The organism is Vasconcelosia minhoensis LEGE 07310 (assembly GCF_015207255.1).
In the GTDB taxonomy this organism is placed as follows: domain Bacteria; phylum Cyanobacteriota; class Cyanobacteriia; order Phormidesmidales; family Phormidesmidaceae; genus Vasconcelosia; species Vasconcelosia minhoensis.
On sequence record NZ_JADEXG010000053.1, the window covers coordinates 14,890 to 38,594 of the forward strand.

General features: G+C 55.6%; 27 protein-coding genes and 1 pseudogene. 12 read left to right on the forward strand and 16 right to left on the reverse strand.

Annotation, left to right across the window (positions count from 1 at the left end; genetic code table 11):
* Positions 1–182 precede the first annotated feature (182 nt).
* Positions 183–860, forward strand: coding sequence for a Fe2+-dependent dioxygenase (locus IQ241_RS18865; RefSeq protein WP_193910184.1), 678 nt, complete (start codon positions 183–185; stop codon positions 858–860).
* Positions 861–927: 67 nt separating this feature from the next.
* Here the strand turns inward: IQ241_RS18865 and IQ241_RS18870 are convergent, their stop codons facing one another.
* The 5 genes from IQ241_RS18870 to IQ241_RS18890 all read right to left on the reverse strand — a co-directional run bounded on the left by IQ241_RS18870 (position 928) and on the right by IQ241_RS18890 (position 7,441).
* Positions 928–1,758: an SWIM zinc finger family protein gene (locus IQ241_RS18870; RefSeq protein ID WP_193910187.1), complete on the reverse strand. Its 831-nt coding sequence runs from the start codon at positions 1,756–1,758 to the stop codon at positions 928–930.
* Positions 1,758–4,946, reverse strand: a complete 3,189-nt coding sequence (locus tag IQ241_RS18875) for a DEAD/DEAH box helicase (RefSeq protein WP_193910189.1) — start codon at positions 4,944–4,946, stop codon at positions 1,758–1,760. The genes IQ241_RS18870 and IQ241_RS18875 overlap by 1 nt, the downstream gene beginning before the upstream one ends.
* A 142-nt stretch (positions 4,947–5,088) precedes the next feature.
* On the reverse strand, positions 5,089–5,520 hold the full coding sequence (locus IQ241_RS18880; protein ID WP_193910191.1) for a hypothetical protein: 432 nt from the start codon (positions 5,518–5,520) through the stop codon (positions 5,089–5,091).
* Positions 5,521–5,579: 59 nt separating this feature from the next.
* The gene (locus IQ241_RS18885) at positions 5,580–6,542 is read right to left on the reverse strand and encodes a DMT family transporter (protein WP_193910193.1); all 963 of its coding nucleotides are present in this window, start codon (positions 6,540–6,542) and stop codon (positions 5,580–5,582) included.
* Positions 6,543–6,556: 14 nt separating this feature from the next.
* Complete coding sequence (locus tag IQ241_RS18890; protein ID WP_193910196.1) at positions 6,557–7,441, reverse strand: alpha/beta fold hydrolase; 885 nt, start codon at positions 7,439–7,441, stop codon at positions 6,557–6,559.
* Positions 7,442–7,816: 375 nt separating this feature from the next.
* Here IQ241_RS18890 and IQ241_RS18895 point away from each other — a divergent pair, with 375 nt between their 5' ends.
* The 4 genes from IQ241_RS18895 to IQ241_RS18910 all read left to right on the forward strand — a co-directional run bounded on the left by IQ241_RS18895 (position 7,817) and on the right by IQ241_RS18910 (position 10,635).
* On the forward strand, positions 7,817–8,857 hold the full coding sequence (locus IQ241_RS18895; RefSeq protein ID WP_193910198.1) for a class I fructose-bisphosphate aldolase: 1,041 nt from the start codon (positions 7,817–7,819) through the stop codon (positions 8,855–8,857).
* 162 nt (positions 8,858–9,019) lie between these two features.
* Positions 9,020–9,247: a hypothetical protein gene (locus tag IQ241_RS18900; protein ID WP_193910200.1), complete on the forward strand. Its 228-nt coding sequence runs from the start codon at positions 9,020–9,022 to the stop codon at positions 9,245–9,247.
* Complete coding sequence (locus tag IQ241_RS18905; protein WP_193910202.1) at positions 9,244–9,528, forward strand: type II toxin-antitoxin system YafQ family toxin; 285 nt, start codon at positions 9,244–9,246, stop codon at positions 9,526–9,528. Before IQ241_RS18900 ends, IQ241_RS18905 begins: the two co-directional genes overlap by 4 nt.
* A 105-nt stretch (positions 9,529–9,633) precedes the next feature.
* Entirely contained in the window at positions 9,634–10,635 is a 1,002-nt protein-coding gene (locus IQ241_RS18910; RefSeq protein WP_193910204.1) for a methyltransferase domain-containing protein, read from the forward strand.
* Between the two features lie 89 nt (positions 10,636–10,724).
* On the opposite strand, the gene IQ241_RS18915 is transcribed toward IQ241_RS18910, so the two are convergent.
* The 4 genes from IQ241_RS18915 to IQ241_RS18930 form a co-directional block, all read right to left on the reverse strand.
* Positions 10,725–11,114 (reverse strand): nuclear transport factor 2 family protein, encoded by a 390-nt coding sequence (locus IQ241_RS18915; protein ID WP_193910206.1) that lies wholly within the window; start codon positions 11,112–11,114, stop codon positions 10,725–10,727.
* Positions 11,115–11,188: 74 nt separating this feature from the next.
* Positions 11,189–12,085 carry a pirin family protein gene (locus IQ241_RS18920; protein WP_193910209.1) on the reverse strand — a complete coding sequence of 299 codons (897 nt, stop codon included), beginning with the start codon at positions 12,083–12,085 and terminating at the stop codon, positions 11,189–11,191.
* 118 nt (positions 12,086–12,203) lie between these two features.
* A complete protein-coding gene (locus IQ241_RS18925) occupies positions 12,204–12,428 on the reverse strand; it encodes a UBP-type zinc finger domain-containing protein (protein WP_228021852.1) in 225 nt (74 codons plus the stop codon).
* A gap of 83 nt (positions 12,429–12,511) precedes the next feature.
* Complete coding sequence (locus IQ241_RS18930) at positions 12,512–13,459, reverse strand: DUF5996 family protein (protein WP_193910211.1); 948 nt, start codon at positions 13,457–13,459, stop codon at positions 12,512–12,514.
* 72 nt (positions 13,460–13,531) lie between these two features.
* On the opposite strand from IQ241_RS18930, the gene IQ241_RS18935 reads away from it, so the two are divergent.
* Both IQ241_RS18935 and IQ241_RS18940 read left to right on the forward strand, forming a co-directional pair.
* Entirely contained in the window at positions 13,532–13,786 is a 255-nt protein-coding gene (locus tag IQ241_RS18935; protein WP_193910213.1) for a type II toxin-antitoxin system Phd/YefM family antitoxin, read from the forward strand.
* Positions 13,779–14,045 (forward strand): Txe/YoeB family addiction module toxin, encoded by a 267-nt coding sequence (locus IQ241_RS18940; protein ID WP_193910215.1) that lies wholly within the window; start codon positions 13,779–13,781, stop codon positions 14,043–14,045. The genes IQ241_RS18935 and IQ241_RS18940 overlap by 8 nt, the downstream gene beginning before the upstream one ends.
* A 110-nt stretch (positions 14,046–14,155) precedes the next feature.
* Here the strand turns inward: IQ241_RS18940 and IQ241_RS18945 are convergent, their stop codons facing one another.
* Positions 14,156–14,740: an antibiotic biosynthesis monooxygenase gene (locus IQ241_RS18945; RefSeq protein ID WP_193910217.1), complete on the reverse strand. Its 585-nt coding sequence runs from the start codon at positions 14,738–14,740 to the stop codon at positions 14,156–14,158.
* 300 nt (positions 14,741–15,040) lie between these two features.
* Between IQ241_RS18945 and IQ241_RS18950 the strand changes: the two genes are divergently transcribed.
* Complete coding sequence (locus IQ241_RS18950) at positions 15,041–15,814, forward strand: ABC transporter permease (RefSeq protein WP_193910241.1); 774 nt, start codon at positions 15,041–15,043, stop codon at positions 15,812–15,814.
* Complete coding sequence (locus tag IQ241_RS18955; protein WP_193910219.1) at positions 15,814–16,782, forward strand: ABC transporter ATP-binding protein; 969 nt, start codon at positions 15,814–15,816, stop codon at positions 16,780–16,782. The genes IQ241_RS18950 and IQ241_RS18955 overlap by 1 nt, the downstream gene beginning before the upstream one ends.
* Positions 16,783–16,889: 107 nt before the next feature.
* On the opposite strand, the gene IQ241_RS18960 is transcribed toward IQ241_RS18955, so the two are convergent.
* Positions 16,890–18,065, reverse strand: coding sequence for a ferrochelatase (locus IQ241_RS18960; protein WP_193910221.1), 1,176 nt, complete (start codon positions 18,063–18,065; stop codon positions 16,890–16,892).
* A 260-nt stretch (positions 18,066–18,325) separates the two neighbouring features.
* On the opposite strand from IQ241_RS18960, the gene IQ241_RS18965 reads away from it, so the two are divergent.
* On the forward strand, positions 18,326–18,598 hold the full coding sequence (locus tag IQ241_RS18965; protein ID WP_193910223.1) for a CopG family ribbon-helix-helix protein: 273 nt from the start codon (positions 18,326–18,328) through the stop codon (positions 18,596–18,598).
* A complete protein-coding gene (locus IQ241_RS18970) occupies positions 18,589–18,891 on the forward strand; it encodes a type II toxin-antitoxin system RelE/ParE family toxin (protein WP_193910225.1) in 303 nt (100 codons plus the stop codon). Before IQ241_RS18965 ends, IQ241_RS18970 begins: the two co-directional genes overlap by 10 nt.
* Positions 18,892–18,905: 14 nt before the next feature.
* Here IQ241_RS18970 and IQ241_RS18975 read toward each other — a convergent pair whose 3' ends face one another.
* Together IQ241_RS18975 and IQ241_RS18980 are read right to left on the reverse strand one after the other, a co-directional pair.
* Positions 18,906–20,033, reverse strand: coding sequence for an aldo/keto reductase (locus tag IQ241_RS18975; protein WP_193910227.1), 1,128 nt, complete (start codon positions 20,031–20,033; stop codon positions 18,906–18,908).
* A gap of 20 nt (positions 20,034–20,053) precedes the next feature.
* Positions 20,054–20,554: a bifunctional nuclease family protein gene (locus IQ241_RS18980; RefSeq protein WP_193910229.1), complete on the reverse strand. Its 501-nt coding sequence runs from the start codon at positions 20,552–20,554 to the stop codon at positions 20,054–20,056.
* Positions 20,555–20,899: 345 nt separating this feature from the next.
* On the opposite strand from IQ241_RS18980, the gene ribE reads away from it, so the two are divergent.
* Positions 20,900–21,565, forward strand: a complete 666-nt coding sequence (ribE, locus tag IQ241_RS18985) for a riboflavin synthase (RefSeq protein ID WP_193910231.1) — start codon at positions 20,900–20,902, stop codon at positions 21,563–21,565.
* Positions 21,566–21,586: 21 nt separating this feature from the next.
* On the opposite strand, the gene IQ241_RS18990 is transcribed toward ribE, so the two are convergent.
* From IQ241_RS18990 to IQ241_RS19000, 3 genes and pseudogenes are all read right to left on the reverse strand, one after another.
* Complete coding sequence (locus IQ241_RS18990; protein WP_193910233.1) at positions 21,587–22,078, reverse strand: pentapeptide repeat-containing protein; 492 nt, start codon at positions 22,076–22,078, stop codon at positions 21,587–21,589.
* A 127-nt stretch (positions 22,079–22,205) separates the two neighbouring features.
* Positions 22,206–23,594 (reverse strand): photosystem II reaction center protein CP43, encoded by a 1,389-nt coding sequence (gene psbC / locus IQ241_RS18995; protein WP_193910235.1) that lies wholly within the window; start codon positions 23,592–23,594, stop codon positions 22,206–22,208.
* Positions 23,578–23,705, reverse strand: a pseudogene (locus IQ241_RS19000) (photosystem II D2 protein (photosystem q(a) protein)); the annotation flags it as partial. The gene psbC and the pseudogene IQ241_RS19000, both read right to left, overlap by 17 nt.

The window sequence follows — 23,705 nt, forward strand, 5'->3', positions numbered from 1 at the left end:
CCCCATCACCTGCCCCAAAGCTAGAAAATTTAAACTTGGCTGTAACCCTTTAGCAAAAGCATGGAACGCCTGTATGAGCAGGTTTTAAACGAATACTCAGGAATTTCTCAGGCTGCCTTTACCCTGTCTTAATCTAGAATCTCCGGTCACTAGATGAGGATTAATATCAATAAGTTTTTCCTATGATCTTCACAATCCCTAACCTCCTTTCGATAGATGAACTTGAACAGATTCGACAGCGGCTGGCTCAGGCCGAGCTGACTGATGGCAAGGTAACGGCGGGCTGGCATACGAAGCAGGTCAAGTACAATCAGCAGCTGTCCGGCCAGCATCCCACCAGTCAGGCTTTAGTTGGCCAGGTTAGGTCAATTATCCAGCGCAATGCCCTGTTTCAGACGGCAGTCCGTCCCCGTGCCGTTCATAAGCTGCTAGTGAGCCACTACGGCGTCGGCATGGGCTACGGTCGCCATACAGACAATGCGCTAATGGGCAATCCAATCATGGGGGGGAACTGCCGCTCTGACGTATCGTTCACGCTGTTTCTCTCTGAGCCCGAAGACTATGAGGGGGGCGAGCTGGTGATTGAAGGCGTTGACGATGAGCGCGCCTACAAGCTGCCGGCCCGCTCGATGCTAGTCTATCCGGCTTCTACGCTGCATCGGGTCGATCCGGTGGAACGGGGCGATCGCTGGGTTGTGGTGGGCTGGGCGCAGAGTCTGATTCGCGACTCGCACAGGCGAGAGCTCCTATTTGAACTCGATACGGCCCGGCGATCGCTGTTTGCCCAGCATGGTAAGACTGACGAATTTGACCTGATTTCTAAGAGCGTGGCTAATCTGCTGCGGCTGTGGGCGGAGTAAGTTTGGGTGAGTGATGGAGTGATGGAGTGGGGGAGTAGGGGAGTGATGGCGTGGGGGAGAAAATGCCTCAGCTGAGAATGTCTTGGTTTTTGGAGCGGACGCGTTCGTAGAATTCCTCCATTACTTCGACGAAGGAGTTTTCTCGCTGCCAGAAGGGGGGATAGTCGCCCTGTTTTTTAATCAGAATGGCTGACACCGGCGTCGGCTCGGACGCTTCTATCGCCGGCAGCTGCCGCTCACCCTGCCAAAAGGTTTTGAGCGTCACTCGGCTGGCCTCGACCGGCTGGGGCTGGGTATAGAGCGCTGCGACGGGCAGGGGCTCTGGCGTAGTCGTCTCTAGCTCCTGGGAGAGGGCTTTGCCCAAGGGCGTTTTGGCCAGCTCGGCTTGCAGGTCCTGCCGGGACAGACCGCGCAGCTCAAACAGCTGCAGCGGGTCGCGGTTGAGCTCATCGGCCAGCCGGTAATAGACTCCGGCGACGTGCTTGCAGGGGTTGCTGGTGTCTGGGCAGGTGCATTCCGAATGGAAGTCTTTGCCGTGGGGCAGCAGGTGCAGGTCTAGGGCGGCAAAGGTGTCTTCGATGTCATCGGGGATTTCACCCAGCAGCAGCTTGGACAGGGTGCTGGCTTTGGCGGCGAGTCGCGCGATCGCGTCTGTCCACTGGTCCCGGCTAATCGGCTCAAAGGCTAGCACCGTCGTATACAGCGGCTCTTGGTGAACGCCAAAGTAGGGATTGACCGAGCCCCGCACCTGGGCCACGACGCATTCTCGGTCGATTTCAAAGGTCTTGATTTTGCTGCCGCTGTAGGAGCGGCCCCGGCTGAGCCGACCGCTGTCGGTATAGTGCTCTAGGGTTTGCAGAAAGCGCTGGCCCCACCAGGTCTGATCAATCTGAGCCATTATTCCATCATGGCGCTCTGATTCAGCGCGATTAGCTGCTTAAACGATTCGTTATCCAGCTCCGTCAGCCAGGATTCATCGGAGCCGACGACGGCCCCGGCCAGCTTTTTCTTATCTTCGATCATCTGGTCAATCCGCTCCTCTAGGGTGCCGAGGGCGACGAACTTGTGGACGAAGACGGTTTTCTTCTGGCCGATGCGGAAGGCGCGATCGCTGGCCTGATCCTCCACCGCCGGATTCCACCAGCGGTCGAAGTGAAAGACATGATTTGCCTTCGTCAGAGTAATCCCAACGCCGCCCGCCTTCAGCGACAGGATAAAGACCGAGGGTTCGGTATTGGGCCGCTGGAACTCGGCGATCATCTCTTCGCGCTTTTTGCGGCTGGTGCCGCCATGGAGGTAGTAGAGATTGTAGCGCTGGTGGCGCAGATGCTTTTCCAGCGCCGCGCCGATTTCGCGAAACTGGGTAAACACCAGCAGGCTGTCGCCCTCTTCAATCACCTCCGCCGCCATCTCATCCAGCCGCCCGAGCTTGTGCGATCGCGCCGGGGTAAAGGGGCTGCCGTCGTGCAGAAACTGGGCCGGGTGGTTGCAAATCTGCTTCAGCTTCATGAGCGTGGACAGAATTAGCCCCCGCCGCTGCATCCCCGATGCCAGCTGCAGCTGCCGCTCGACGTCGCGCACCGTCGCCGCGTAGAGCGAGGCCTGCTCCTTAGTCAGGGAGCAGTAGAGCTTTTGCTCAACCTTTTCGGGCAGGTCTTTAATAATCGCCTGGTCTGTCTTCACTCGCCGCAGGATGAAGGGCTCAACCAGCTTTTTGAGCAGCACCGAGCGGTCGGTATCGTTGTTTTTTTGAATCGGAATTTCAAAATTTTGGCGGAACTGGGTTTCTTTGCCCAGGTAGCCCGGGTTGAGAAAGTTAAAAATGGACCAGAGGTCGAGCAGCCGATTTTCCACCGGCGTCCCGGTCAGGGCCAATCGGTGGGGTGCAGAGAGCTTCAGGATGGCCTTGGTCTGAGCCGCCTGGGGATTTTTGATATTCTGCGCCTCGTCTAGCACAATCCGCAGCCAGTCCACGCTGTCGAGCAGCTTGGCATCGCGGCGGGCCAGGGCAAAGGAGGTAATCACCACGTCGTGGGCCTGGCAGTGGGCCTGAAAGTCGTCGATGGTCTTAGCGCGATCGCTGCCGTGGTGCATCGCCACCCGCAGCTGCGGCGAAAACTTTTCCAGCTCCTTGAGCCAGTTGCCCAGCACCGAAGTTGGGGCAATCAGCAGCGTCGGCGGTCGCTGCAGGCCAGCCGCCTCCGCCGCCGTCGCCTCCTGTACCAGCCGGGCGATGACCTGCACGGTTTTGCCCAGCCCCATGTCGTCGGCCAGGCAGCCGTTCAGCCCCAGCTGCTCCAGGTACTGAAGCCAGGCCAAACCGCGCTTTTGGTACTCCCGCAGGCGGCCCTGGAAGCGAGCCGGGTCGGCTACGGGCCGCAGCTGGCTCTTGTCGTTGAGCTTAGTCATCATCTCCGAGAGGGTACGGTCGTAGCTGACCTCCACCTCAAAGCCGCTGTCGCCCTGGGCCGTTGTCTGCATAAACTCCAGCAGCGACTGGGTGGGATGGTCGGACTTGTGTCGCTGCCAGAAGTTCAGCAGCTCCTGCATGCGATCGCGGTCAATCTCCATCCACTGGCCGCGAAACTGCACCAGCGGCTCCTTCGTCGCCACCAGCCGTTCCCACTCCTGCGGGCTGACCGACTCGCCGCCTAGGGACAGCTCATACTGGTATTCCACCAGCGTCGCCAGGCCAAAGTAGCCCTTGGTGTTGTCGTCACTAGCGGTGCTGCTGGCATTCAGCCGCAGCTTGGCCCGGCGGCGTCCCTGCGGCGTCCACCAGGCTGGGACAATCACCTTGTAGCCCGCGTCTTCGAGCACCCAGGCCGCCTCTTTGAGAAATTCAAAGGCGGCATCCAGCTCCAGCTCAATTCCCTTGGGCCGGTCAGTGTCTAACCCTTCCCAAAAGCGCGGATAGATTCGTGCCGCATGGCCCAGGTGCAGCAGCAGGTCAGACTCAAAACTTTCGCCCAGGGTGAGCTTCAGCGCCCGCTGCTGAAAGGGTTCCAGCGTCCAGTAGTCGGCCAGGGGGATACGTACCGAAGGATAGGCTTTCGGCGACAGCAGAAAAATCAGCCGCCAGTCGGGATCAGCCCCATGCGGCTCTAGGTCTGGCTCCGGGCCAGGCGGTGGCTCCTGGAGCTGAAAGCACAGCGTAAAGGTAGCGTCGTCGCTGAGGGGGCGGCGAATGCGATCGCGCCAGCCCAGCCACTGCTGGTAGCGGGCCAGCCCCGCCGCCGAGCGCCAGCGACCGTTGGCCTCCAGGCAGGACTGGAGCAGCGAATCGTTGATTTTGCTGGTAAAAGCCTGGGGCAGGGGCGTCTGCTGCACCAGGGCCGACAGCACCACTTCTGAACAGTGGCGCAGCAGGGTTTCACGATCGTAGTGCTGGGGCCGCGATCGCGCTTCGGCAAACCCCGAGGCACAGATTAGCGGCATCGACTCAGCGTAGCGGCGAATGGTGTCTTCGTAGGCGTCGCTGATGATTTCCCAGCTGGGATAAATTTCAAACTGAGCGCCTGATGCTGGCCCAGGACTCAGGTCTCGATAGCGCAGGGCGGGAATGTACTGGTCTCGCAGAATGACCTGCTTAAACGCCTGGGTAAAGCGATACCAGAACAGCAGGTCAGCCCCCAGCTGCACCTCGCTGAGCTCTTGCTGGGCCAGATAGTGGAGATCTTTCAGCCGCACGATGAAATGGCTTGCGGTATTGCGAAATTTGGTCCCGGCGGGATATTGCACCCCAATTCGATAGCAGTCGATCTGCCAGTACTGCCGGCTAAACTGACGGGGCAGCTCGGTTTCCAGATATCGACTCAGCTCCAGCGACGGTAGCGGTTGCCCCGCTACCGTCGGCAGCAGAAAGGAGCGCGGTTCAATGTTGCGCTCGGGACGATAGTTGAGGTTAGTCGAAAACTTCAGCGGCTCGATTAAAAATTTAGCCAGCGCTTTCTGGTCGAGATGGTAGGGATGGCGATCGCTACCCGACCGCTGCTCAACTTCGGACGTTTCCACCCAAAGGTAAAAAGCGCCTGTCTGCTCAAATCCCACTTCGTCAGGAATCCAAGTGCCGTGTAGGACTTTCATGGTGTTAGCTTGCCGAGAATCGATCGCGATAGCCGGAGTGAGTAAACGTTACAGACGAAGCTGCTGCCAATGGGAGAAACTGTAAATAACGACTAGTGTACCGATTTGTTTTCTAGCCGCAAGTCGTTCGAAACTGGCGCAGCTATTGGGGCCGCTGTCGCAGTACCTGGGAAATCTCAGCATGGAGCAGAGCAATATTGGGATCGCGCTGAATCGCATAAAAGTAATGCTCGCCCAGGGGAGTCGAAGCATGTTCGTTGGGCTTGAGCATCAGCCGCGCTTTTTCCAGTAGGATGGCGGCGCTGTCGGGCGCGATCGCGTCTTTCTCGTCTAGCAGTTCGTCTATTTGAACAATAAATTGAGAGATCGGGCGCAGCCAGCTAAAGTCTTCGTGGCCAATCACCAGCCGAAAGAACTCGCCTCGATTGGCAATCCGTCCATGGGTCTGCTCATAGACAATTCGCTCCGACTCTAGCAGCGCCTTGTGCAAATGCAGCAGCATACCGCGAACTTTCTGCAAACGCTGAATCGGATTCTCAGCAGGGGTGTTATCGCTAGAGCCGTTTGAAGTCATGGCAAAAGGGGCTGAAGAGTATTTATTTACCCTAGCATTTTGGCCTGGGAGTCAGCAGGTCAGACCGGAGCCGTTTCGGCGGTTTCCCCAACGGTTTTCTCGGGCGTTTCCTCAGCGGATTTAGAATCGGGCCGCCGCTCTAGATAGATGGAAATCGCTCCCCCAACGGTGATTAAAACCATGCCAATCGCCGCTACCCAGCCCGGCACTTCGTCAAACCAGACCCAGCCGATCGCCGCCGAAAAGATCACCGAGGTATATTGGAAGACGCCGATCTGATGCGGCTTGGCATAGCGGTAGGCCCGCACCAGCAAAAACTGAAAGGCTAGAAACGCGATCGCGGTCCCCGCTACCAGCCCCCAGGTGCGCCAATCGGGCGGCTGCCACTGCACCAGCGCCAGCGGCATTGTCAGCACCGTGCCAATCAGCAAATAGTAGGCCACCTGACTCAGGGGCGACTCGCTACGGTTGAGCCAGCGCACGGTCAGAAATTCAATCGCCGCCGACAGCCCGGCCCCCAGCGCTAGCAGGTTAGCGGGCTCTTGCAGCAGCTCGCCACCGGGCTGGACAATCAGCAGCAGGCCGATAAAGCCAATCGCGATCGCGCCCCACAGCCCCGGCGAAATCCGCTCGCCCAGGATAAACCCGGCGATTAGCGGAATAAAGATCGGTGTCGTGTTCAGCAACACATTGGCGTTGACCAGGCTGCCCAGCTTGGCCGCCGATACAAACAGGTAGAAGCCACCCAGGCCAAAGACGGCTCGCAGCAGGTAGTAGGGCAGCACCTCAGTTCGCAGGTCTCGACCGCGTCGCCAAACTAGAACCGGCAGCAGCAGGCCCAGCGCGATCGCCATCGCCAGCCAGATAAACTGCCCCGCCCCGATCACCTGCTGGGCCGCTTTACCAAAGGCGCTCTGGAGCGTATTCGCCAGAAATCCCAGCGTGATCAGCCCGGCTCCGAGCAAGATCGACTCTGTCGAGTCGGAAGGCTGCGCGCTGGCAGATTGGGAATCAGACGTCATCGGTTCTATAAATTCTATAAAGTTGATAGGAACTGCCGGATTAGCCCGGTGGTCACCGCTGGCAGCTCCAGCTGCGGCGTCAGGCCGGTGCCGTGAATCACCTCGAAGGCTTTAATCGCCTCGGGATTTTTGCTGGCCAGGCGGCGACCAATCTCAGGGCTGGTGAACTGCGACTTTTCGCCCCAGAGGATAGCCGTCGGCGTGGTCAGCGGTTCGATGTAGTCGGCCAGGTCAAAGCAGAGATCGCCGCGAACGAAGGACAGGGCCGTATATTCGGCGTGGGGCTGCTGGGCCGAGGCCAGGTAGGCATCGACGATATCGTCTGAAATTCGACTGGCGTCGGCAAACTGGCGGTTTTGCAGAAATCCATAGATGCCCAGGCGCGAGGCGATCGCGCCGCCGTACAGCAGCCGATCGAGGACGGGCGTGCTGACAACCTGCGCAAACGGGGTGCGGCTGTAGTCTTCGCCAAAGTCTGACAGCCCGGCGGGGGCGACCAATATTAGCCGCCGGAACAGCTGCGGTTGCGCCGCCGCAATCCGGATCAGAAAGGCGGCGGTGAGAGAAGACGCGATCGCGGTCACCGGCTCAGTGCAGGTCAGCTCAATAAATTCTGGAATGCTGGTGAGGTAGTCCTCTACTTTATAATTGCGTTCCAGGTGAGCCGACTGGCCCCAGCCAATCAGGTCGGGCGCGATCACCCGGTAGTCGCTGGCAAAGGCGGGAAATACCTTGGACCACTCAAAGGCCGACGAACCGCCGCCAAACCCATGGAAAAAGAGCAGGGTTTCACGACTGTCTGCCGCCGCCAAACCGCCCGGCAAGACGGGCTGATAGTAGGTCATCTGCCCCAAGCGGGTGCTTACCTTCTCTTGAGAGACATAGGGAATATTTAGCATTGGGCTAGCTCTGGCATTATCAAACTTAATCTCCCATCGCTCATTTTAGAGCTTCCTGATCGAGAAGTGAGATTGGCCACCCATTTCTCTAGCCAGCCGCCCAATCTAAATAGAAATATTCAAAAAACTTTCACAAGATAATTTTATATATCATCCACTAGAGGGAAGATATCTGCTTGAAAAGATAGTAAATATTAGATGGAGTAACTTGTAAAAGCCCGTGCCGGGTCGCTGAGACCAGCAGCCTGTAGCAGCCTGTACAAGGCCGCACGCGATTAATATTTTTGCTTTTGCAAAAGGCTTAAGTTTAAGATAAATTTTATCTTAAACTTAAGCCTTTAAAGCTTTGATGATCGATTGGGAGATAAACCAATAATGAATAAGTACGCCGACGAACTGAGAAAAACCGCCAAAGCCATGGTCGCCCCCGGTAAGGGCATTCTAGCCATGGATGAAAGTAACGGCACCTGCAACAAGCGCCTGGCCAGCGTTGGGGCCGAGCAAACTGAAGAAAAGCGGCGGCAGTATCGCGAGCTGATTATCACCACCCCAGAACTCGGCGACTCAATTAGCGGCGCGATTCTATACGACGAGACCATTCGTCAGTCTACGGCGGACGGCCAGCTGTTTCGGGAGGCGCTTCAGCAAAAGGGCATGATTCCCGGCATCAAGGTCGATACGGGAGCAAAAGATCTGGCCGGTCACCCCAATGAGAAAGTGACGGAGGGGCTGGACGGACTGCGCGATCGCATCGCCGAATATTACCAAATGGGTGCCCGCTTTGCGAAATGGCGAGCCGTGATCACCATTGGCGACGGCATTCCCTCCCGAGCCTGTATCGAAGCCAACGCCCATGCCCTAGCTCGCTATGCTGCTCTCTGTCAAGAAGGCGGTCTGGTGCCCATCGTCGAGCCCGAAGTGATGATGGACGGCGACCACACGATCGAGCGCTGCTATGAGGTCACCTCTGAAACCCTGCGCACCGTCTTCGACCAGCTCGCTACCCAGGGCGTCGAATTCGACCAGATGATTCTCAAGCCCAATATGGTGCTGCCGGGTAAAGGCTGCTCCCAGCAGGCCAGCGTTGACCAGGTCGCGGACATGACCATGCGCTGTCTGATGAACAACGTCCCCGCCGCTGTCACCGGCGTTGCCTTTCTCTCCGGCGGTCAGGACGAACAGTCCGCCTCAGCCCATCTGAACGCGATGAACGTTAAGTACGGCGATATGATTCCCTGGGAGGTCACCTTCTCCTACGCCCGAGCCATCCAAGGCCCGGCGCTGGATAACTGGCAGGGCAAGCAATCCAATGTGGAGAAATCCCAGGCCCTGCTCGCCCACCGGGCCAAGTGCAACAGCGCTGCTCACAAGGGCGAATACAGCCCCGAGATGGAAAAGCAGCCCGCCATGGTCTAACGGCTTGAGCGTTTAGCGCTCGTTTAGTTCAGCCCTAGAGCCGTTCTCAACCGGCGCATCTCAACTCTGAGATGCGCCTAATTTCTGTAGAAGCCGAGGACAAGCGTTAGAATTAGTCCAACCCTGTAAGCTGCTATTGATTCCGGAGCTTATCCTAATTTCGTGAGTACCCTCGACCAGGTTCTAGAAACTGCCCTAAAGCTGCCCCAAGAGCAACAGGCAATATTGATTAAAATTCTGCAAAAACGCCATTATGAAAGTCGTCGATCAGAAATAGCTGAAGATGCTCAAACAGCTCTATCAAATTTCGATGCGGGTCATTTTCAGGCTCAATCTGCCGAAGATGTCATTGCAGAATTACGTCAGTTTTTAGACGAGCCAGAAATATGAGATCGCTGGTTCTCACACCAAAGTTCAAACGAGCATTTCGTAAATTTGTGAGACGTAATATCGAGCTTCAGCAGCGCATCGAATACACGCTACGGCAAATGGAAATCGATGTTTTTGCTTCCAGCCTAGGCACTCACAGGTTGAGCGGCAAGCTTAAAGGTCTTCAGTCCTGTTCTTGTGGCTATGATTGCCGCATTGTGTTCTCAATTAGGAAAGATACTGAAACAAATCGCGAAGTCATCGTCTTACTCGATATTGGAACACATGATGAAGTGTATTAGCCGTAACATCAACGAGTTTTCTCTCAAGCCAGGGAACAAATGGAAAATTTTAAGAAAAGGCTCTACAACCCTGAATAAACCAAATCCTAAAAAGAGTTTTTATCGATGGATTTTTTATCTATAACCCTTAGTCTGCTCTTCTTAGCTGCCCTAAGCATTGTCCTCTATCTCATTACAGCTCGCCGCTATCAGTCTGCTGACTCGGTTGCCAACTCCTACGACCAGTGGACCGAAGACGGCATCCTGGAATTTTACTGGGGCGAGCATATTCATCTGGGCCACTATGGTTCGCCGCCCCAGCACAAGGATTTTCTCAAGGCTAAGTCTGACTTTGTGCATGAAATGCTGCGCTGGGGCGGTTTGGATAAATTACCCGCCGGTACAACCGTCCTCGATGTGGGCTGCGGGATTGGCGGCAGCAGCCGTATTCTGGCCCGTGACTACGGGTTTGCCGTCACCGGCGTGACCATTAGCCCTCAGCAGGTTGAGCGGGCTAGGCAGCTAACGCCCCAGGGCCTTGATGCTCAGTTCCAGGTGGATGATGCGATGGCCCTTTCATTCCCAGACGCCAGCTTTGATGTGGTCTGGTCGATTGAAGCCGGGCCGCATATGCCCGACAAGGCCGTGTTTGCTAAGGAGCTGATGCGAGTGGTCAAGCCGGGTGGCGTGATGGTGATGGCCGACTGGAATCAGCGCGATGACCGCCAAAAGCCGCTCAATTTTTGGGAGCGCCCGGTGATGCAGCAGCTGCTCGACCAGTGGTCTCACCCAGCCTTCTCTAGCATCGAAGGCTTTGCTGAACTGCTGGAGGCGACGGGTCTGGTCAAGGGCCAGGTCGATACCGCCGACTGGACTGCGGAAACCCTACCTTCCTGGCTAGATTCAATCTGGCAGGGAATTGCTCGGCCGGAAGGATTGGTCAAGTTTGGCCCCTCGGGCCTGATCAAGTCGCTGCGAGAAGTTCCTACCCTACTGCTGATGCGGCTGGCCTTCGGCACAGGACTCTGCCGCTTTGGCATGTTCCGCGCTGTGCGAGCCTCGCAGCCTCAGGCAGCCGGCTCAGCCCAAACAGCATCTGCCACGATTTCGCCGGTAGAGAAGCAGTAGGCGCAGCAATCCACCTCTACTGTGTCTATGCACTGGGCATCCTTCAGTAGTGTGGTGCTGCTGAATTAAGAAGCGAGGCGATACTTCAATCAAGCGCCTAGATCGCCAAAGTACTCCCGAAAGCCAACGATTTTGTCAGCTTTGACCTCAAACGCGATCGCGTTGTGCCCCTTGTAAGGCTCGTCAGCGTAGAGACCGTCTGCCTCAAACTCAAACATCACCGAGTCCCCATCAGTGAGTATGTGCTGAGGCGGATGGAGCGTCAGCCGATCCCCGGCTGCGACGTGATCCTGACATTTTGCAATCATCTTTTGCCGCCCAGTAGCGCCCTCGAACTTACCCCGGTGCGCACCGGTGGGGAACCAAAAGGTCATTTCGTCTGCGAGCAGGGCGATATAGGGTTCAAAATTTCCGGTTGCCCAACCCTCAGCAAATAAATCAAACGCTTTTCGAGCTGTTTTTAGGACTAAATCTGCCATCGGAGTTGCTGATAGAGGTTTAACGATGCCGATCTTTTGAATTCCTTTTTGCCCAACGGTGCCTACCAGATGTTCTACAACGGCTGTTCCTTATGGGTAGTAATCTCCTGAGGTAGGGGAATAAACTCTGTTTCCTGGGGGACCTGCTCAAACCGGCCCGCTTGCCAATCCTGCTTGGCCTGCTCAATGCGATCGCGACGGCTAGAAACAAAGTTCCACCACTTTTCTCGTTTCCCAACAGGCTCACCCCCAACAACGATACAGCGAGCATCCTGCTTAGCAGAGATTTGGACTGATGTGCCAGAAGTTAGTACGGCTAGCCGGTATTGCTCCAGCGAAACATGATTAATTTTTAGCCCTTCCGTCACGCTGTAGACAGCCTGCTCGCTATAGTTACCCGGCAGCGTGAACTGTGCCCCCGCAGCCAGTCGCACATCCAAATAAATCATCGGCGAAAAAGTCTGTACTGGAGAAACACGCCCATAGGCTTCACCCGCAATCAGCGTGAAGGAAACGTCGTCCTCTTTCCAAGTAGGCGGCTCGGCGGCAGAGTGATGCCGGAACCAGGGGTCGGTCTCTTCGTGCTCATCGGGCAGCGCGACCCAGGTTTGGATTCCGTGGAGCGTTGTTTCAATACTGCGCTCATGGTCAGGGGTGCGTTCGGAATGGACAATCCCTCTGCCAGCGGTCATCCAGTTCACGGCACCGGGACGAATCGCCTGGATGCTGCCGACGCTATCGCAGTGCATTAAAACACCTTCAAACAGGTAGGTCACGGTTGCCAGGTTGATATGAGGATGGGGTCTGACATCCACACCCTTCCCAGGCGGAAATACCGCAGGCCCAAGATGGTCAAAAAAGATAAACGGACCCACCCAGGTGAGAACGTCTGAGGGCAGCAGACGGCGGGCCTGAAACCCGCCTAAATCTTGGATATGGGGCTTAATAATATGTTGAATGAAGTCTGCCATGATAGGTCACCACAATCAGCTATGGAATTGTCCGGTTATTAGTCAATGGATACTGTCGAGAACAGTCTTTAATAGCTTTTCTGTTGCTGGTCGAGAAAACACCATAGCCACTGCTCGCCTAGCTCAGCCGAACTGATACCGGATGGCCTGTTTCCTCGTGGTGACGACGGGCGTGCTGATGCTCTGACGAGTCGCAGCACAGCATCTTGCCGCAGGTTTGACAGATGCGAAGATGCACCCAGCGCCCGCTGATTCGAACGCATTCTTCGCAGCGAAAGACGGGATAGTTTGCTTTTGGGATCAGGTTGTCCGAGGTGAGATCGGTCAGGTGTTGGCAGGCCATAGAATTTACGAATGGGTTTGTTGTTAGAGATATAATCGGCAGGACAATATCATTGACTAAAGGGATCCAGCCTGGCTACCAGCTCACGACTTAAAAGCGGTTTGCTTCAGCGCCGACTGAGCCCACCCGCCTAAGCTGGCAGTGGCCTCGTAGGTGCTTTGCAAAAAGGTTAAAAGCATTTCGTCTGGAGAATCAGCGGTGCGAACGGCCTCGTAGGGTAGAATAAACTCGCCTATGTCAGAGCTGTAAAACGCAGCCTCCGGTTGAACTGAGGCCGTTTTGAAGCCTTCAGGTTCGGGATAGGCATAGGAATAAAACGCGGGGTAGGATAGCCCGGCCCCCGGCCAGAATCCGCAGCTGCTGACTTCATCGGAGTAGGCTTCGCGAGCCACATCATCGGGCAGATTGGGCACTCCGCCGGGATGCTCTGGGGCGGGGCGGCCGGAAAAGCGGGTCACCGCCAGGTCAAAGCTGCCCCAGAAAAAATGGACGGGACTGGATTTACCCTTAAAATGTGAGCGAAAGATTTTGAACACCCGGTCTGACTGAAGCAATATCCGCCAGCAGCGGTTGGCATAGTCAGGATCATAGGCGCTGTGGGTTTCGTCTTGCTCAAAGGGGATCGGCTCGGGTATTTCATTAGGTCGGGTATTGATGGTGATGGCAATCCCTAGCGCCTTTAGGCGGTCCATCACAGTTTGATAAAACTCGGCGACTGTCTGGGGGCGAAGCGCGATCGCGCTAGAGCGTCCGTCACGAGTCTGAATCAAGAGCTGGTGGTCGATAAAGTCAAAGTTAATCTGGAAAACCTGGGTTTCATAGGCAATAGGTGAGGTGGTCAGCCCACGAGCTGTCAAATATAGCGGCACATGCCAGGAGTGATTAATCCAGGGCGTCTGCACCAGACGAATCTTGCCAACGATCTGAGTCCACAGGTGCAGCGTGGCGTAAGTGTCCTGCCATTCGTCCAGGGGCAGCAGTGGCCAGGCCGCCGCTGGAACAGAAGCGTTTTGGGTATCTAGCTCGTTCATGATGATCTTCGGGGCTGCTAAACAAAGTATGGACTGCTATATTTGTACAATAAAAAGCACAAGTGCAAGGCTATGAAAATCGTGACCTTTAGCGAAGCGAGAAACAACCTCAAGTCGGTTTTAGACCGGGTGGTAGAAGATGCTGACTATACCATTATCACTAGACGGGATACAGAGGATGCCATCGTGATGTCGTTAGAACTGTTTGAGAGTTTGCTAGAGACGGTTCATCTGCTCAAGTCGCCTGCAAATGCTGCCCATCTAGAGCGATCTATTGCCCAGTATAAACAGGGAAAAATGGTAGAGCATAATTTACTAGATGACTAGAAAGCTAGCTTGGACAGAGGAAGCCTGGAGTAACTATCTATACTGGCAAAGACAGGATAAGAAAACGTTAAAGCGAGTTAACAAACTAATTGAGGCAACCCTTCGACTTCCGTTTGAGGGTGTTGGCCAGCCAGAACCGCTGAGGGCAAATCTGGCTGGCCTTTGGTCGCGACGAATCGACGAAACAAATCGACTCGTCTATGCGGTGGATGATGAATACATAACGATTATTTCCTGTCGATATCACTATATGGTCTAGACATTTTGCTACTTTGCTCAATGGGGCAAGCTGCTGATAGTCTGAGAAATGCTTGGGTGGACTGAATGCGAGGTGTCTACTCTAGCCATAAGTCTTATCTCCTTGATAAACTACGGTTGACCTGAGAGCTTGGGATACAGCCATCGATAAAACAAGCGCGTTACGCGGGGCATGACCACATAAGTCAGCAGAAAAACGGTAAGGGTCGTCAAGATTAGGGCGCGAAGCAGTGGCGGGAGCGGCTGCAATAGCGGGCCAAGCAAGTATCCCAAAAGCTGAGCGACGATCAACACCGATAGAGCTGTCAAAATCGCCATCTTGTAACGCTTTGGAGGATGTTTAACCAGTTTTCCGGGCAGCGTAAACCAGGTTTCGAATCCGGTCAGAATCTGGACATCCTGACCCTTCTGAACGAGCGGTTGGGCCTTTTCAATCCAGCGCTGGCGGACGGGAGAATCCATCCACTGTTTCAGGTTTTTGTACTCGTCAAACTTGAGCAGAATCGCATACTCAGGATAGGCCGGATCTTGAGGCCGAACAAAGCTAACCCCGGAATGGCCTTCGAACTGCTGGGCGACTGCGGAAACATCGTGCAGCCACTGTTCGTAATCCTGCTGTCGCTCGGGCTTCACCAAATGCGAAATGACTGCCGTAACATGCTGACTTTTGTTATCAGGTCTAGTCTCATATGTCATCTTGACGAATCCTCTCTAGCCCCTATGTCCTTTCACTTAACTGACCGTTGCGGTCATTTCTGTGACTCCGTCTATGCGCTCTGCGTGCAGACAGGCCATTGGATTCCCAAAAGCGATCAGATTAGACGGCAGCCAACGGTGGTATGATTGTGAAATTATATTACAGTGCTAGAATTGGTGCGCAGTATCGGCTCTACTAGACGATTTGCCTAGCCCTACTGGCTATTTATTGGGCCTCGCGCCTATTGACTCCTGTTTACGGCCTTTATGTCATCCCTAGCGCAGTCAAAAAAGCGGCTTTTGAGAGATTGGCAGGGCGCGATCGCGATTGCCCAGCGCATCCTCCTAGAGCTGTGGCGGCGCCAGGTCAGCCTAGTCTGCTGGATGATTTTCCCTGCTTCGATCCTGATGGTCAATGGGCTAATTTTAGCCAAGCCGTCTGAGGTTTCGACTGCTGCAGCCTTCAGCCAGTCGGTGCCGCCCTGCCTGGTCGGCACGGCTCTGTTTTTCAGCTGTCTGGGCGGCAGTATCGCCACCCTAGTCGCGGAACGCGAACAGCGCACGCTCAAGCGACTACTGGTCTCTTCTCTGCGGGGCACGACCTACTTTCTGGGAGTATTTCTAGCCTATGCCTTGATTGGCCTGGGACAGACGCTCCTAATCTATGCGCTGGCGGCTGCTGCCGGAGCCGAGTTTCAAGGTTCTATGGGGATCTGCCTACTGATCATTGTCTTGAGCATAATGGTCTATGTCGGCACGGGTTTTTGCATTGGGGCGACGCTGGCGCGTCGGACTGAGGACGTCAACGCCCTAGTCGCGGCGCTGGGTGTGCCACTCTTATTACTGAGCGGGGCGCTGGTGCCAATCGAGTTTTTTCCCGATACGCTTCGGCAGATTGCTCGATTCAATCCGATTTACCATATGATCGAGGCCCTTTTCGAGATTTCAGTCCAGGGAGAATCATTCGCTGAAATGGCCTCTCATCTCTGGGTTTTGGTCATTCTTGCCGGGGTAATGCCAGCGGCTGGCTGGCTGGCCTATCGCCAGATGCTGATCAGCGAAAGGAGCCGCTAGTGCTGCAAATTCGGAATCTTTGTAAGTCCTATGGGCCAAATCCCGTCCTGCAAAATTTAAACCTGAGCATCGCAGCGGGCGAGATCTATGGCTTGCTAGGTTCAAACGGCGCAGGCAAAACCACTACCATCAATATCCTCTGCCATCTACTCCAAACCGACAGCGGCAGCATTACCCTTTACGATCAGCCGCACTCAGAGGCAACCCAATCCTTAATTGCCCTAGTGCCTCAGGAAAATCTGCTATACGGCAGCCTCACCTGCGAAGAAAACCTCAGCTTTTTCGCCCGCCTCTACGGGCTTTCCAAACGGCAGCGGCAGGAGCGTATCCCTGCCTGCCTGAAGGCCGTTGGCTTAGCCAATCGCCTGAAAAGCCCAGCTGAAACGCTGAGCGGCGGGATGCAGCGGCGGCTAAGTATGGCGATCGCGCTAGTCCATCACCCCAAGCTGCTGATTCTAGACGAGCCTACCGCCGGTTTAGACATAGACGCGCGCACCGCAATGTGGCGGCTGATCCGGCAGCTCCAGGCGCAGGGGATGACCATTCTGCTAACTACGCATCTGCTCGATGAAGCCGAGCGGCTCTGCGATCGGCTGGGGATTCTCAAACATGGCCGCCTGCTGGCGGAGGGCAGCCTGCCCCAGCTCAGGCAGCGCATCGCCGCTCAGGAAATAATTGTTATTAAAACAGCGGAAGAAGAATCTGCGATCGCGCGGGCTCAGACCCTCGGGTTTCCCCATCGGCGGTACGGCGAGGATTTGGCATTCTGGCTGCCTGAGGTAATGGAGCTAAAAGACATCATCGGCTGCTTTGCAGGCATTCTCCTGACCTCAATCGCTCGGGAACCGGTGCGGCTAGAGCATATCTACCATGAAATTCTGCGAAATCCACCGGTAGCTGAACGTCAGGCAGATCATCTATGCACGAACTCTAGTACCCTCTCCCAGCTTGGGAGAGGGCTAGGGTGAGGGAGCTCGTAAAATTGTCAGTTTTAAGGAGGCTGTGAAACTGTCTTGAGCCATCCATGGATGCGTCAAAATAGTTTCAGAGCCTTCTTTAGCCTATCAAGAAGCGGCTAGTGGTGATGATTATGCTCGCCGTGGCTGTGACCGTGAGCATGGTGAGCATGGGCATAGCTCCCCGTCGCCGTCAGCTTCGGATTGACGCTCACCGCTTCGGCCTCTAGCAGGTCGGCAATTAGCGGGTCAGCCCAGTCAGCCGCCATTTGTAAAAACTCCGGCTGGTCGTTAACACAGGCCATTCGCACGTAGGTGACGTCGGGACGCCAACGGCGCAGGCTGCCGATAATGTGATCGACATCGAGCAGGGTCTCATGATTTTCTGTCGCAAAGCCAATCGGCATAAAGACGAGAGCGGTTGCGCCCAGGTCAATCAGGTTCTTCGCAGCCAGCGTCACGTTGGGCTGCGTCCACTCAATCAGCGGCGTGTCGTGATTCAGCCAGCCAATCGAGATCAGCGGATACTTATAGATCAGCCGCTCGCGGACGGCATCGTAGAGCTTCTGGCTTTCGTCGATGCCGGATGTAAAGCCCTTAGCCTTGTGCGGACAGCCGTGATTCATCAACACAATCCCAGTTTGGGAAGGTAGATGGGCGACGGCTAAATCTTCTTTAATTTTGTCTTCGACTAGCTGAGTCAGCAGATCGATGTATGCCGTCCGGTCAAAGAATGAGGGAATATAGCGAGTTCCCTTGAGCCAGTGCTCTGTCCCATCAGCCAGCTGCGCCAGCGCCTGGTTCACCTGCTCCACCGCAATGCCGCTGGTAAAAATCGAATCGACCACCAGCAGCGGATAGATTAGCAGCTTGTCAAACCCCTGGGCCTTGACTTCGGCCAGCACCTGCTCCGGCAGGTGAGGCGCACAAAAGTTAAACGCCTTGAAGACTTTAACCCGCTCGCCCCATTTTTCCTGAAGGCAGGACTCAATCCCAGCCCGCTGCTGCTCAAAGATGGCGTTGTGAGGCGAGATAAACTGACCGTGCTGGTGACTCCATTCGTGCAGGTCGAAAACTGCCAGTAGCTTAGCCAGCGGCGGGTATACCCAGGTCGGCACGGGCGCAAACTTCGCCGTGAGTAAATTTAATGCTTGTTCATTGTAGCTAGCAAAATCTTCATATTTCTCAACTTCGCCATACCCCATCAGCAAAACAGCGACGCGCTCCTCTGCCGGGCTTTCTGATCTGCTTTCTGAGCCTTGCTCAAAGCGCTGCTCGGGTGAAACTGCAACCATAAACTTAAGAGCCTTCGAATTTAACTAACTTAACTAATACGGTAACACTCTGAGAATAAAGGATTCATGGGGCTATAGAGATACTTAAGGCAAGCATAAAAAAATACTATCCATACTTTACCTAAGTTAACTTAGCCGACTGGGATAGCTTGGGTAACGGAATTCTTAAATTTTGTCAATGGCCGTCAATTAATAGATGTATCCGAATGTATACATCGTATACTATGGACTAAACAAGTTCATATTGACAAGTTGAAGTAATGTCCCAAAGCGAAATTGTCACCGTCAGGCTCACTTCAGAACTCAAAGCCAAACTGGATGCCCTGGCTTCAAGTACTCAGCGCAGCAAGTCTTGGCTTGCTGCTGAGGCGATTGCCCAGTATGTTGAGCAAGAAGCTTGGCAGATTGAAAGCATTGAGGCTGCCGTTGCGCTGGCCGATAGCCCAGAAGCCAAATGGATTGAAGGCGAGGCGGTTGAAGCCTGGTTGGACTCCTGGGGTACTGATGACGAGCAGCCAGCTCCATGCGCCTAGTTTTCCTATCTCAGGCCATTACTGACCTGAACAGTATTCGGGCTTACATTGCCCAGGACAATCCGGAAGCTGCTCGCCAGGTTGCCATTCGACTGAAGAAAATCATTCAGAGATTGGCGGCGATGCCGAACATAGGTAAAGCGGGCCGGGTGTTTGGAACCAAAGAACTGGTTACTCCAAAGATTGGTAGAACCCAATACGTCGTGGTCTATCGGGTCAAAGCAGCACAGCTGGAAGTCCTACGAATTTTGCCTGGAATGCGAGACCTTAATCGGATTTTGGAAGATCCCTAACCTAAGCGAGTGCCTTAGTCCCAAAGGCGGCGGCGGGCGGGGCCTTTCAATCGCTCATGGGTATCTCTCAGCAGGGTTGGAATATCCAGCTGCTCTGGGCAGCGCGGCAGGCAGTCACCGCAGTCCGTACAGCGATCGCCCCGGCGACCGGGAAACCAGTGACCGGCCTGCTCAAACATGCGGTAGCGATACTCGCCAAAGTCGCTCATCCCATAGGCAACGGCCAGGTTTCGCAGCCGCAGCACTTCTGGAATATGGATCTCCTCGGGGCAGGGCAGGCATTGATAGCACTGGCTACAGCGGTCGGTTCCCAATTGCTCTGCTTGCTGTTGGGCCAATCGCGCAAACGCGGCTTGCTCATCCGGCGTCAGCGGGTCGGTAGAATCAGCCACCTGCAGGGGCCAGTCCAGCTCTTCGGGGACAGCCGGGCCAAGGCTTAGCGTCGTTATTCGCGGATCGCTAAGCAGCCAGCGGTAGGTGAGCAGCAGCGGGTCGTAGGGTGCGCAGAGTGCCTTAAGTCGGTCGGGTGGCGTATAGAGCAGGCCGCCTTTGTCCGCCGGGGAAATAATAAAAATACCTATATCCCGCGCTGCGGCCTGGGCTACCGCTACCACATTGCGCTGAAAAAAGTAGCTGTAGTGCAGGTTAACGAAGGCAAAGGCATCGGACGCGATCGCGCCCTCTATCACCGCTAGCGGTCCGTGGGTTGAAAAACCAATATGCCGCACCCTGCCGTCGGCCTGAGCCCGTCTCAGTACGGCCAATGTTCCCTGGGAAGCAAGCACCCAGTCCAGATGCTGAGGAGTATTCAGCCCGTGGACGGCGACACAGTCTAAACAGTCAACGCCGAGTCGGGTTAGGGACTCCTCCAGCTGGCGTTCGACGGCGGCCTCGTCGGGATTAGGAGCAACTTTGCTGGTGAGGACAAGCTGAGATCGCGCTACCCCTACCCCAGCCTTTAGCGCCTGCCCGATCCATGTCTCGCTCTGACCGTAGCTCCGCGCTGTCTCGATGTGGTTGATGCCCTGCGCGATCGCGGCAGACAAAACCTGATGGGCCACCTGAGCTGACGCAAAGCGCATGGTGCCCAGGGAAAATACTGATAGATTCAGCTGGGTTTTGCCAAAGCGACGGTAGCGCATGACGGCAGCGGCGGGCAGCGCTAGTCGTTACTGAAGGACTTGCCGCGCTGGGCAAAATCGGACGGGCTGATCTTGGACAAAAAGTTGTGGAATGCCTGCTTCTCCGCTTCATCGGCCTCACGATCGACCGGAATCGAGGCGTCGGCAATTACCTCTTCCATCACCCAGATCGGCGCATTCAGCCGTAGCGCAATTGAGATTGCGTCGCTGGGGCGGGCGTCTAGCTCCTTGGTTTTCTCCCCCTGGGCCAGCGTCATCACCGCGTAGAAGGTATTGTCCTTAAGGGAATGGATAATGACCCGTCGCAGTACCATATCCCATTCGTCGATCAGATTGGCAAATAGGTCGTGGGTCATCGGTCGGATGGCCGTTTCATTTTCGAGTGCGCCGACGATGGAGCGGGCTTGGTCGTGGGAGATAAAAATGGGTAGCGCCCGCCGGTCAGCCACATCCCGCAGTAAGATCACCGGGTTTCGGGAACCCGCATCTAGGGCGATACCAGCGACTTTCATTTCGATCATGATTTAGCCTTTTGACTCCGCTAGATGATGGATAGATTAACAGACCGGCCGGTCTGAGGCTCGCTCACGCCTGGTGTTGGCAAACGCACCAGCAGCAACCAGGCAGCTTACTGGAACAGGGACAGATATCACCGTCTAGCCCAGACGGGACGAAAAAGGACTGTACTATAGGGCTGTACTATTTAGGCTAAAGGGGATCTCGCAAAAATCGAGTGTTTTTACCAAAAATCTTTATTAAAGTAATTATGTAAGCCTATCCGTTCATACCAGTATCCCTTTATTTTGAACGTTTGGCAGCCCCTGAAGATGAGATTTTGTTAAATATCTTAAAAGTGTAGGCGGGATTTGTTTACCGGACTTGTCCAGGCCCTAGGCCAGCTTCAGCACCTCGGCAGTGACCAGCTCAAGGTCACCTGCTCAGCCCCGCCGATCCTTCAGGATTTGGCCCTGGGGGACAGCATCGCCGTCGATGGCGTCTGCCTCACCGTCGAGACGATTCTGGCCCAGGGCTTTATCGCCTCCGCCTCGCCCGAAACGCTGAAGCGCTCCACCCTAGGCAAGGTGCTCGATCAGGGCATCGTCAATCTGGAAGCTTCCCTGCGCGTTGGCAGCAAAATCGGCGGCCATTTTGTCACCGGCCACGTAGACGGCATCGGCCAGCTCGAAGCCGCCAGCCGGACGGAGAACGCCTGGGAAATTAGCTTTACTGCCAATTCCTCAGTCGCTCGCTATATCGTTTCCAAAGGCAGCATCGCCGTTAACGGTATCAGCCTCACGGTCGCCGACTGTAGTGCCGCTGGCGACTGGTTTAAGGCCGCCGTCATTCCAGTGACCTATGCCGATACCAATCTGCAATATCTCCAGCCGGGCGACCGGGTCAATCTGGAGGGCGATGTACTGGGGAAATATGTGGAAAAATTTGTCCGGCTGGGGCCTAACTCGGCGCAGAACGGCAGTACGCCCATTACCAATGTGTCCATGGGTTTTCTCGCCGAGCATGGCTATCTATAGCGTTTTCAGCCGCCAAATGCCCTACGGACACAGCAGTGTCTCCCGCGTCTCCCGGCCAGACATAGAATTCGTCCCGGCTGCGGTTTCACAGAGCAGGTCGTTCATTTTGGGGTCCATCATCACGTCGGTGAAGTCGGCTCCCTCAACTTCCGCCAGGCGAAAGTCCGCATTGAAGGCATAGGCTCCAGCCAGGTTGGCATCCTTGAGGTTAGCCCGGATCAGACGAGCCCCGTCGAGGGTTGCCCCGCGCAGGTCAGCCCCCTCTAAGTTGGCCTTAGTCAGGGTCGCGTCGAACAGCCGGACGCCCTGGAGATTGGTATGGCTGAGGTTAGCTTCGGCTAGGTCAGAGCGGGTGTAGTCGTTCTCCCGCAGGTCCTGACCGGAGAAGTCCTGCTGACGCAGGTTTTGACGGTCGAAGCTAGTGGCCTGAGCCGGGTTAACGGGGGTAAAGAATAGCGCGATCGCGGCTACCACAGCAGCAGCTATCCCTATCCATTGGCGGAAAATTAGCATGGTTTGAACCAGGTCTTGCCTAATGATGATATTACTGCGATCGCGGCTTCAGGAAAAGCTGACAAAACGAAAAACCCCCCGCTTGATGGCGGGGGTAAGCTTAAAGGGTTAGACCAAGTAGATCAGCCTAGTCGAGGTCAGGCATCGACAGGACCGGCTCAGTCTCACGGTTGATTCCCTTCTCGAAACCACCGACGGCAGCCCGGGCGCGGCCCGCGTGCCAAAGGTGCCCGACGAGGAAGAAGAAGGCCAGTACAAAGTGAGAAGTCGCCAACCACTGACGGGGATTAACAAAGTTTACCGAGTTGATTTCGGTAATAATGCCGCCCACCGAATTGAGGGACGCGTTCGGCGCGTGGGTCATGTACTCAGCGGCGCGGCGCACCTGCCAGGGCTGAATGTCATTCTTCAGCTTATCCAGGTCGAGGCCATTGGTACCGCGCAGCGGCGCCAGCCAGGGACCTTCGAAGTCCCAGAAGCGCATGGTCTCACCCCCAAAGATGATCTCACCCGTGGGCGATCGCATCAGGTATTTACCCAGACCGGTTGGACCCTGAGCTGAACCAATATTGGCCCCCAGGCGCTGGTCGCGTACCAGGAAGGTCAGGGCCTGAGCCTGGGAGGCTTCTGCGTTGGTTGGGCCGTAGAACTCACTGGGGTAGGCGGTGTTGTTAAACCAGACGAACATTGCCGCGATGAAGGCCATCAGCGAGACCGCACCCAGACTGTAGGAGAGGTAGGCCTCACCCGACCAGACCAGGGCTCGCCGAGCCCAGCTAAAGGGCTTCGTCAAGATGTGAAAAACGCCACCGGAAATGCAGATCAGGCCGATCCAGATATGGCCGCCGATGATATCTTCCATATTGTCAACGCCAACAATCCAGCCTTTTCCGCCAAAAGGTGACTGAACCAGATAGCCAAAAATGACGGACGGATCGAGCGTTGGATTGGTGATGATGCGAACATCTCCACCACCGGGTGCCCAAGAGTCATAGACGCCGCCAAAGAAGCAGGCTTTGAACACCAGCAGCAGCGCCCCTAGACCCAGCAGGATCAGGTGGTAGCCGATGATGTTGGTCATCTGGTTCTTATCTTTCCAGTCCTGGCTGAAGAAGCTGGAACCCTGCTCCAGGGTTTCCGGTCCGCGAACGGCGTGATAGACACCGCCCAGGCCGAGCACTGCAGAAGAAATCAGGTGCAGTACCCCTACGACAAAATAGGGGAAGGTGTTGACCACTTCACCACCGGGACCTACGCCCCAGCCCAGCGTCGCCAAGTGAGGCAGCAGGATGAAACCCTGCTCGTAAAGGGGCTTTTCTGGAACAAAGTGCGACACCTCAAACAGGGTCATCGCACCCGTCCAGAGGACGATCAGGCCAGCGTGGGCGACATGCGCCCCCAGCAGCTTACCTGAGAGGTCGATGAGTCGGGCGTTACCCGCCCACCAGGCGAACCCGGTAGACTGCTGATCGCGCCCAGCGATATAACTATTGCTACTACTAGAGAGCGTTACCACGTGGCAGTACCTCTTCGGGGAATACAAACTTCTGATGCGGCTGGTCTTGCGGCGCCAGCCAGGCCCGGATGCCTTCGTTCAGCAAGATGTTCTTCGTGTAGAAGGTCTCGA

Bases quoted from the DNA above. Each gene is read 5' to 3' on its own strand.
- IQ241_RS18920 (WP_193910209.1), bottom strand. From the start codon at position 12,085: ATGGCAGACTTCATTCAACATATTATTAAGCCCCATATCCAAGATTTA.
- IQ241_RS18890 (WP_193910196.1), bottom strand. From the start codon at position 7,441: ATGCTAAATATTCCCTATGTCTCTCAAGAGAAGGTAAGCACCCGCTTG.
- IQ241_RS18990 (WP_193910233.1), bottom strand. From the start codon at position 22,078: ATGCTAATTTTCCGCCAATGGATAGGGATAGCTGCTGCTGTGGTAGCC.
- IQ241_RS18970 (WP_193910225.1), top strand. From the start codon at position 18,589: ATGCGCCTAGTTTTCCTATCTCAGGCCATTACTGACCTGAACAGTATT.
- IQ241_RS18980 (WP_193910229.1), bottom strand. From the start codon at position 20,554: ATGATCGAAATGAAAGTCGCTGGTATCGCCCTAGATGCGGGTTCCCGA.
- IQ241_RS18975 (WP_193910227.1), bottom strand. From the start codon at position 20,033: ATGCGCTACCGTCGCTTTGGCAAAACCCAGCTGAATCTATCAGTATTT.
- IQ241_RS18960 (WP_193910221.1), bottom strand. From the start codon at position 18,065: ATGGTTGCAGTTTCACCCGAGCAGCGCTTTGAGCAAGGCTCAGAAAGC.
- IQ241_RS18870 (WP_193910187.1), bottom strand. From the start codon at position 1,758: ATGGCTCAGATTGATCAGACCTGGTGGGGCCAGCGCTTTCTGCAAACC.
- IQ241_RS18865 (WP_193910184.1), top strand. From the start codon at position 183: ATGATCTTCACAATCCCTAACCTCCTTTCGATAGATGAACTTGAACAG.
- IQ241_RS18915 (WP_193910206.1), bottom strand. From the start codon at position 11,114: ATGGCAGATTTAGTCCTAAAAACAGCTCGAAAAGCGTTTGATTTATTT.
- IQ241_RS18930 (WP_193910211.1), bottom strand. From the start codon at position 13,459: ATGAACGAGCTAGATACCCAAAACGCTTCTGTTCCAGCGGCGGCCTGG.
- IQ241_RS18945 (WP_193910217.1), bottom strand. From the start codon at position 14,740: ATGACATATGAGACTAGACCTGATAACAAAAGTCAGCATGTTACGGCA.
- IQ241_RS18895 (WP_193910198.1), top strand. From the start codon at position 7,817: ATGAATAAGTACGCCGACGAACTGAGAAAAACCGCCAAAGCCATGGTC.
- IQ241_RS18910 (WP_193910204.1), top strand. From the start codon at position 9,634: ATGGATTTTTTATCTATAACCCTTAGTCTGCTCTTCTTAGCTGCCCTA.
- IQ241_RS18905 (WP_193910202.1), top strand. From the start codon at position 9,244: ATGAGATCGCTGGTTCTCACACCAAAGTTCAAACGAGCATTTCGTAAA.
- IQ241_RS18885 (WP_193910193.1), bottom strand. From the start codon at position 6,542: ATGACGTCTGATTCCCAATCTGCCAGCGCGCAGCCTTCCGACTCGACA.
- IQ241_RS18925 (WP_228021852.1), bottom strand. From the start codon at position 12,428: ATGGCCTGCCAACACCTGACCGATCTCACCTCGGACAACCTGATCCCA.
- IQ241_RS18940 (WP_193910215.1), top strand. From the start codon at position 13,779: ATGACTAGAAAGCTAGCTTGGACAGAGGAAGCCTGGAGTAACTATCTA.
- IQ241_RS18965 (WP_193910223.1), top strand. From the start codon at position 18,326: ATGTCCCAAAGCGAAATTGTCACCGTCAGGCTCACTTCAGAACTCAAA.
- IQ241_RS18880 (WP_193910191.1), bottom strand. From the start codon at position 5,520: ATGACTTCAAACGGCTCTAGCGATAACACCCCTGCTGAGAATCCGATT.
- IQ241_RS18875 (WP_193910189.1), bottom strand. From the start codon at position 4,946: ATGAAAGTCCTACACGGCACTTGGATTCCTGACGAAGTGGGATTTGAG.
- IQ241_RS18935 (WP_193910213.1), top strand. From the start codon at position 13,532: ATGAAAATCGTGACCTTTAGCGAAGCGAGAAACAACCTCAAGTCGGTT.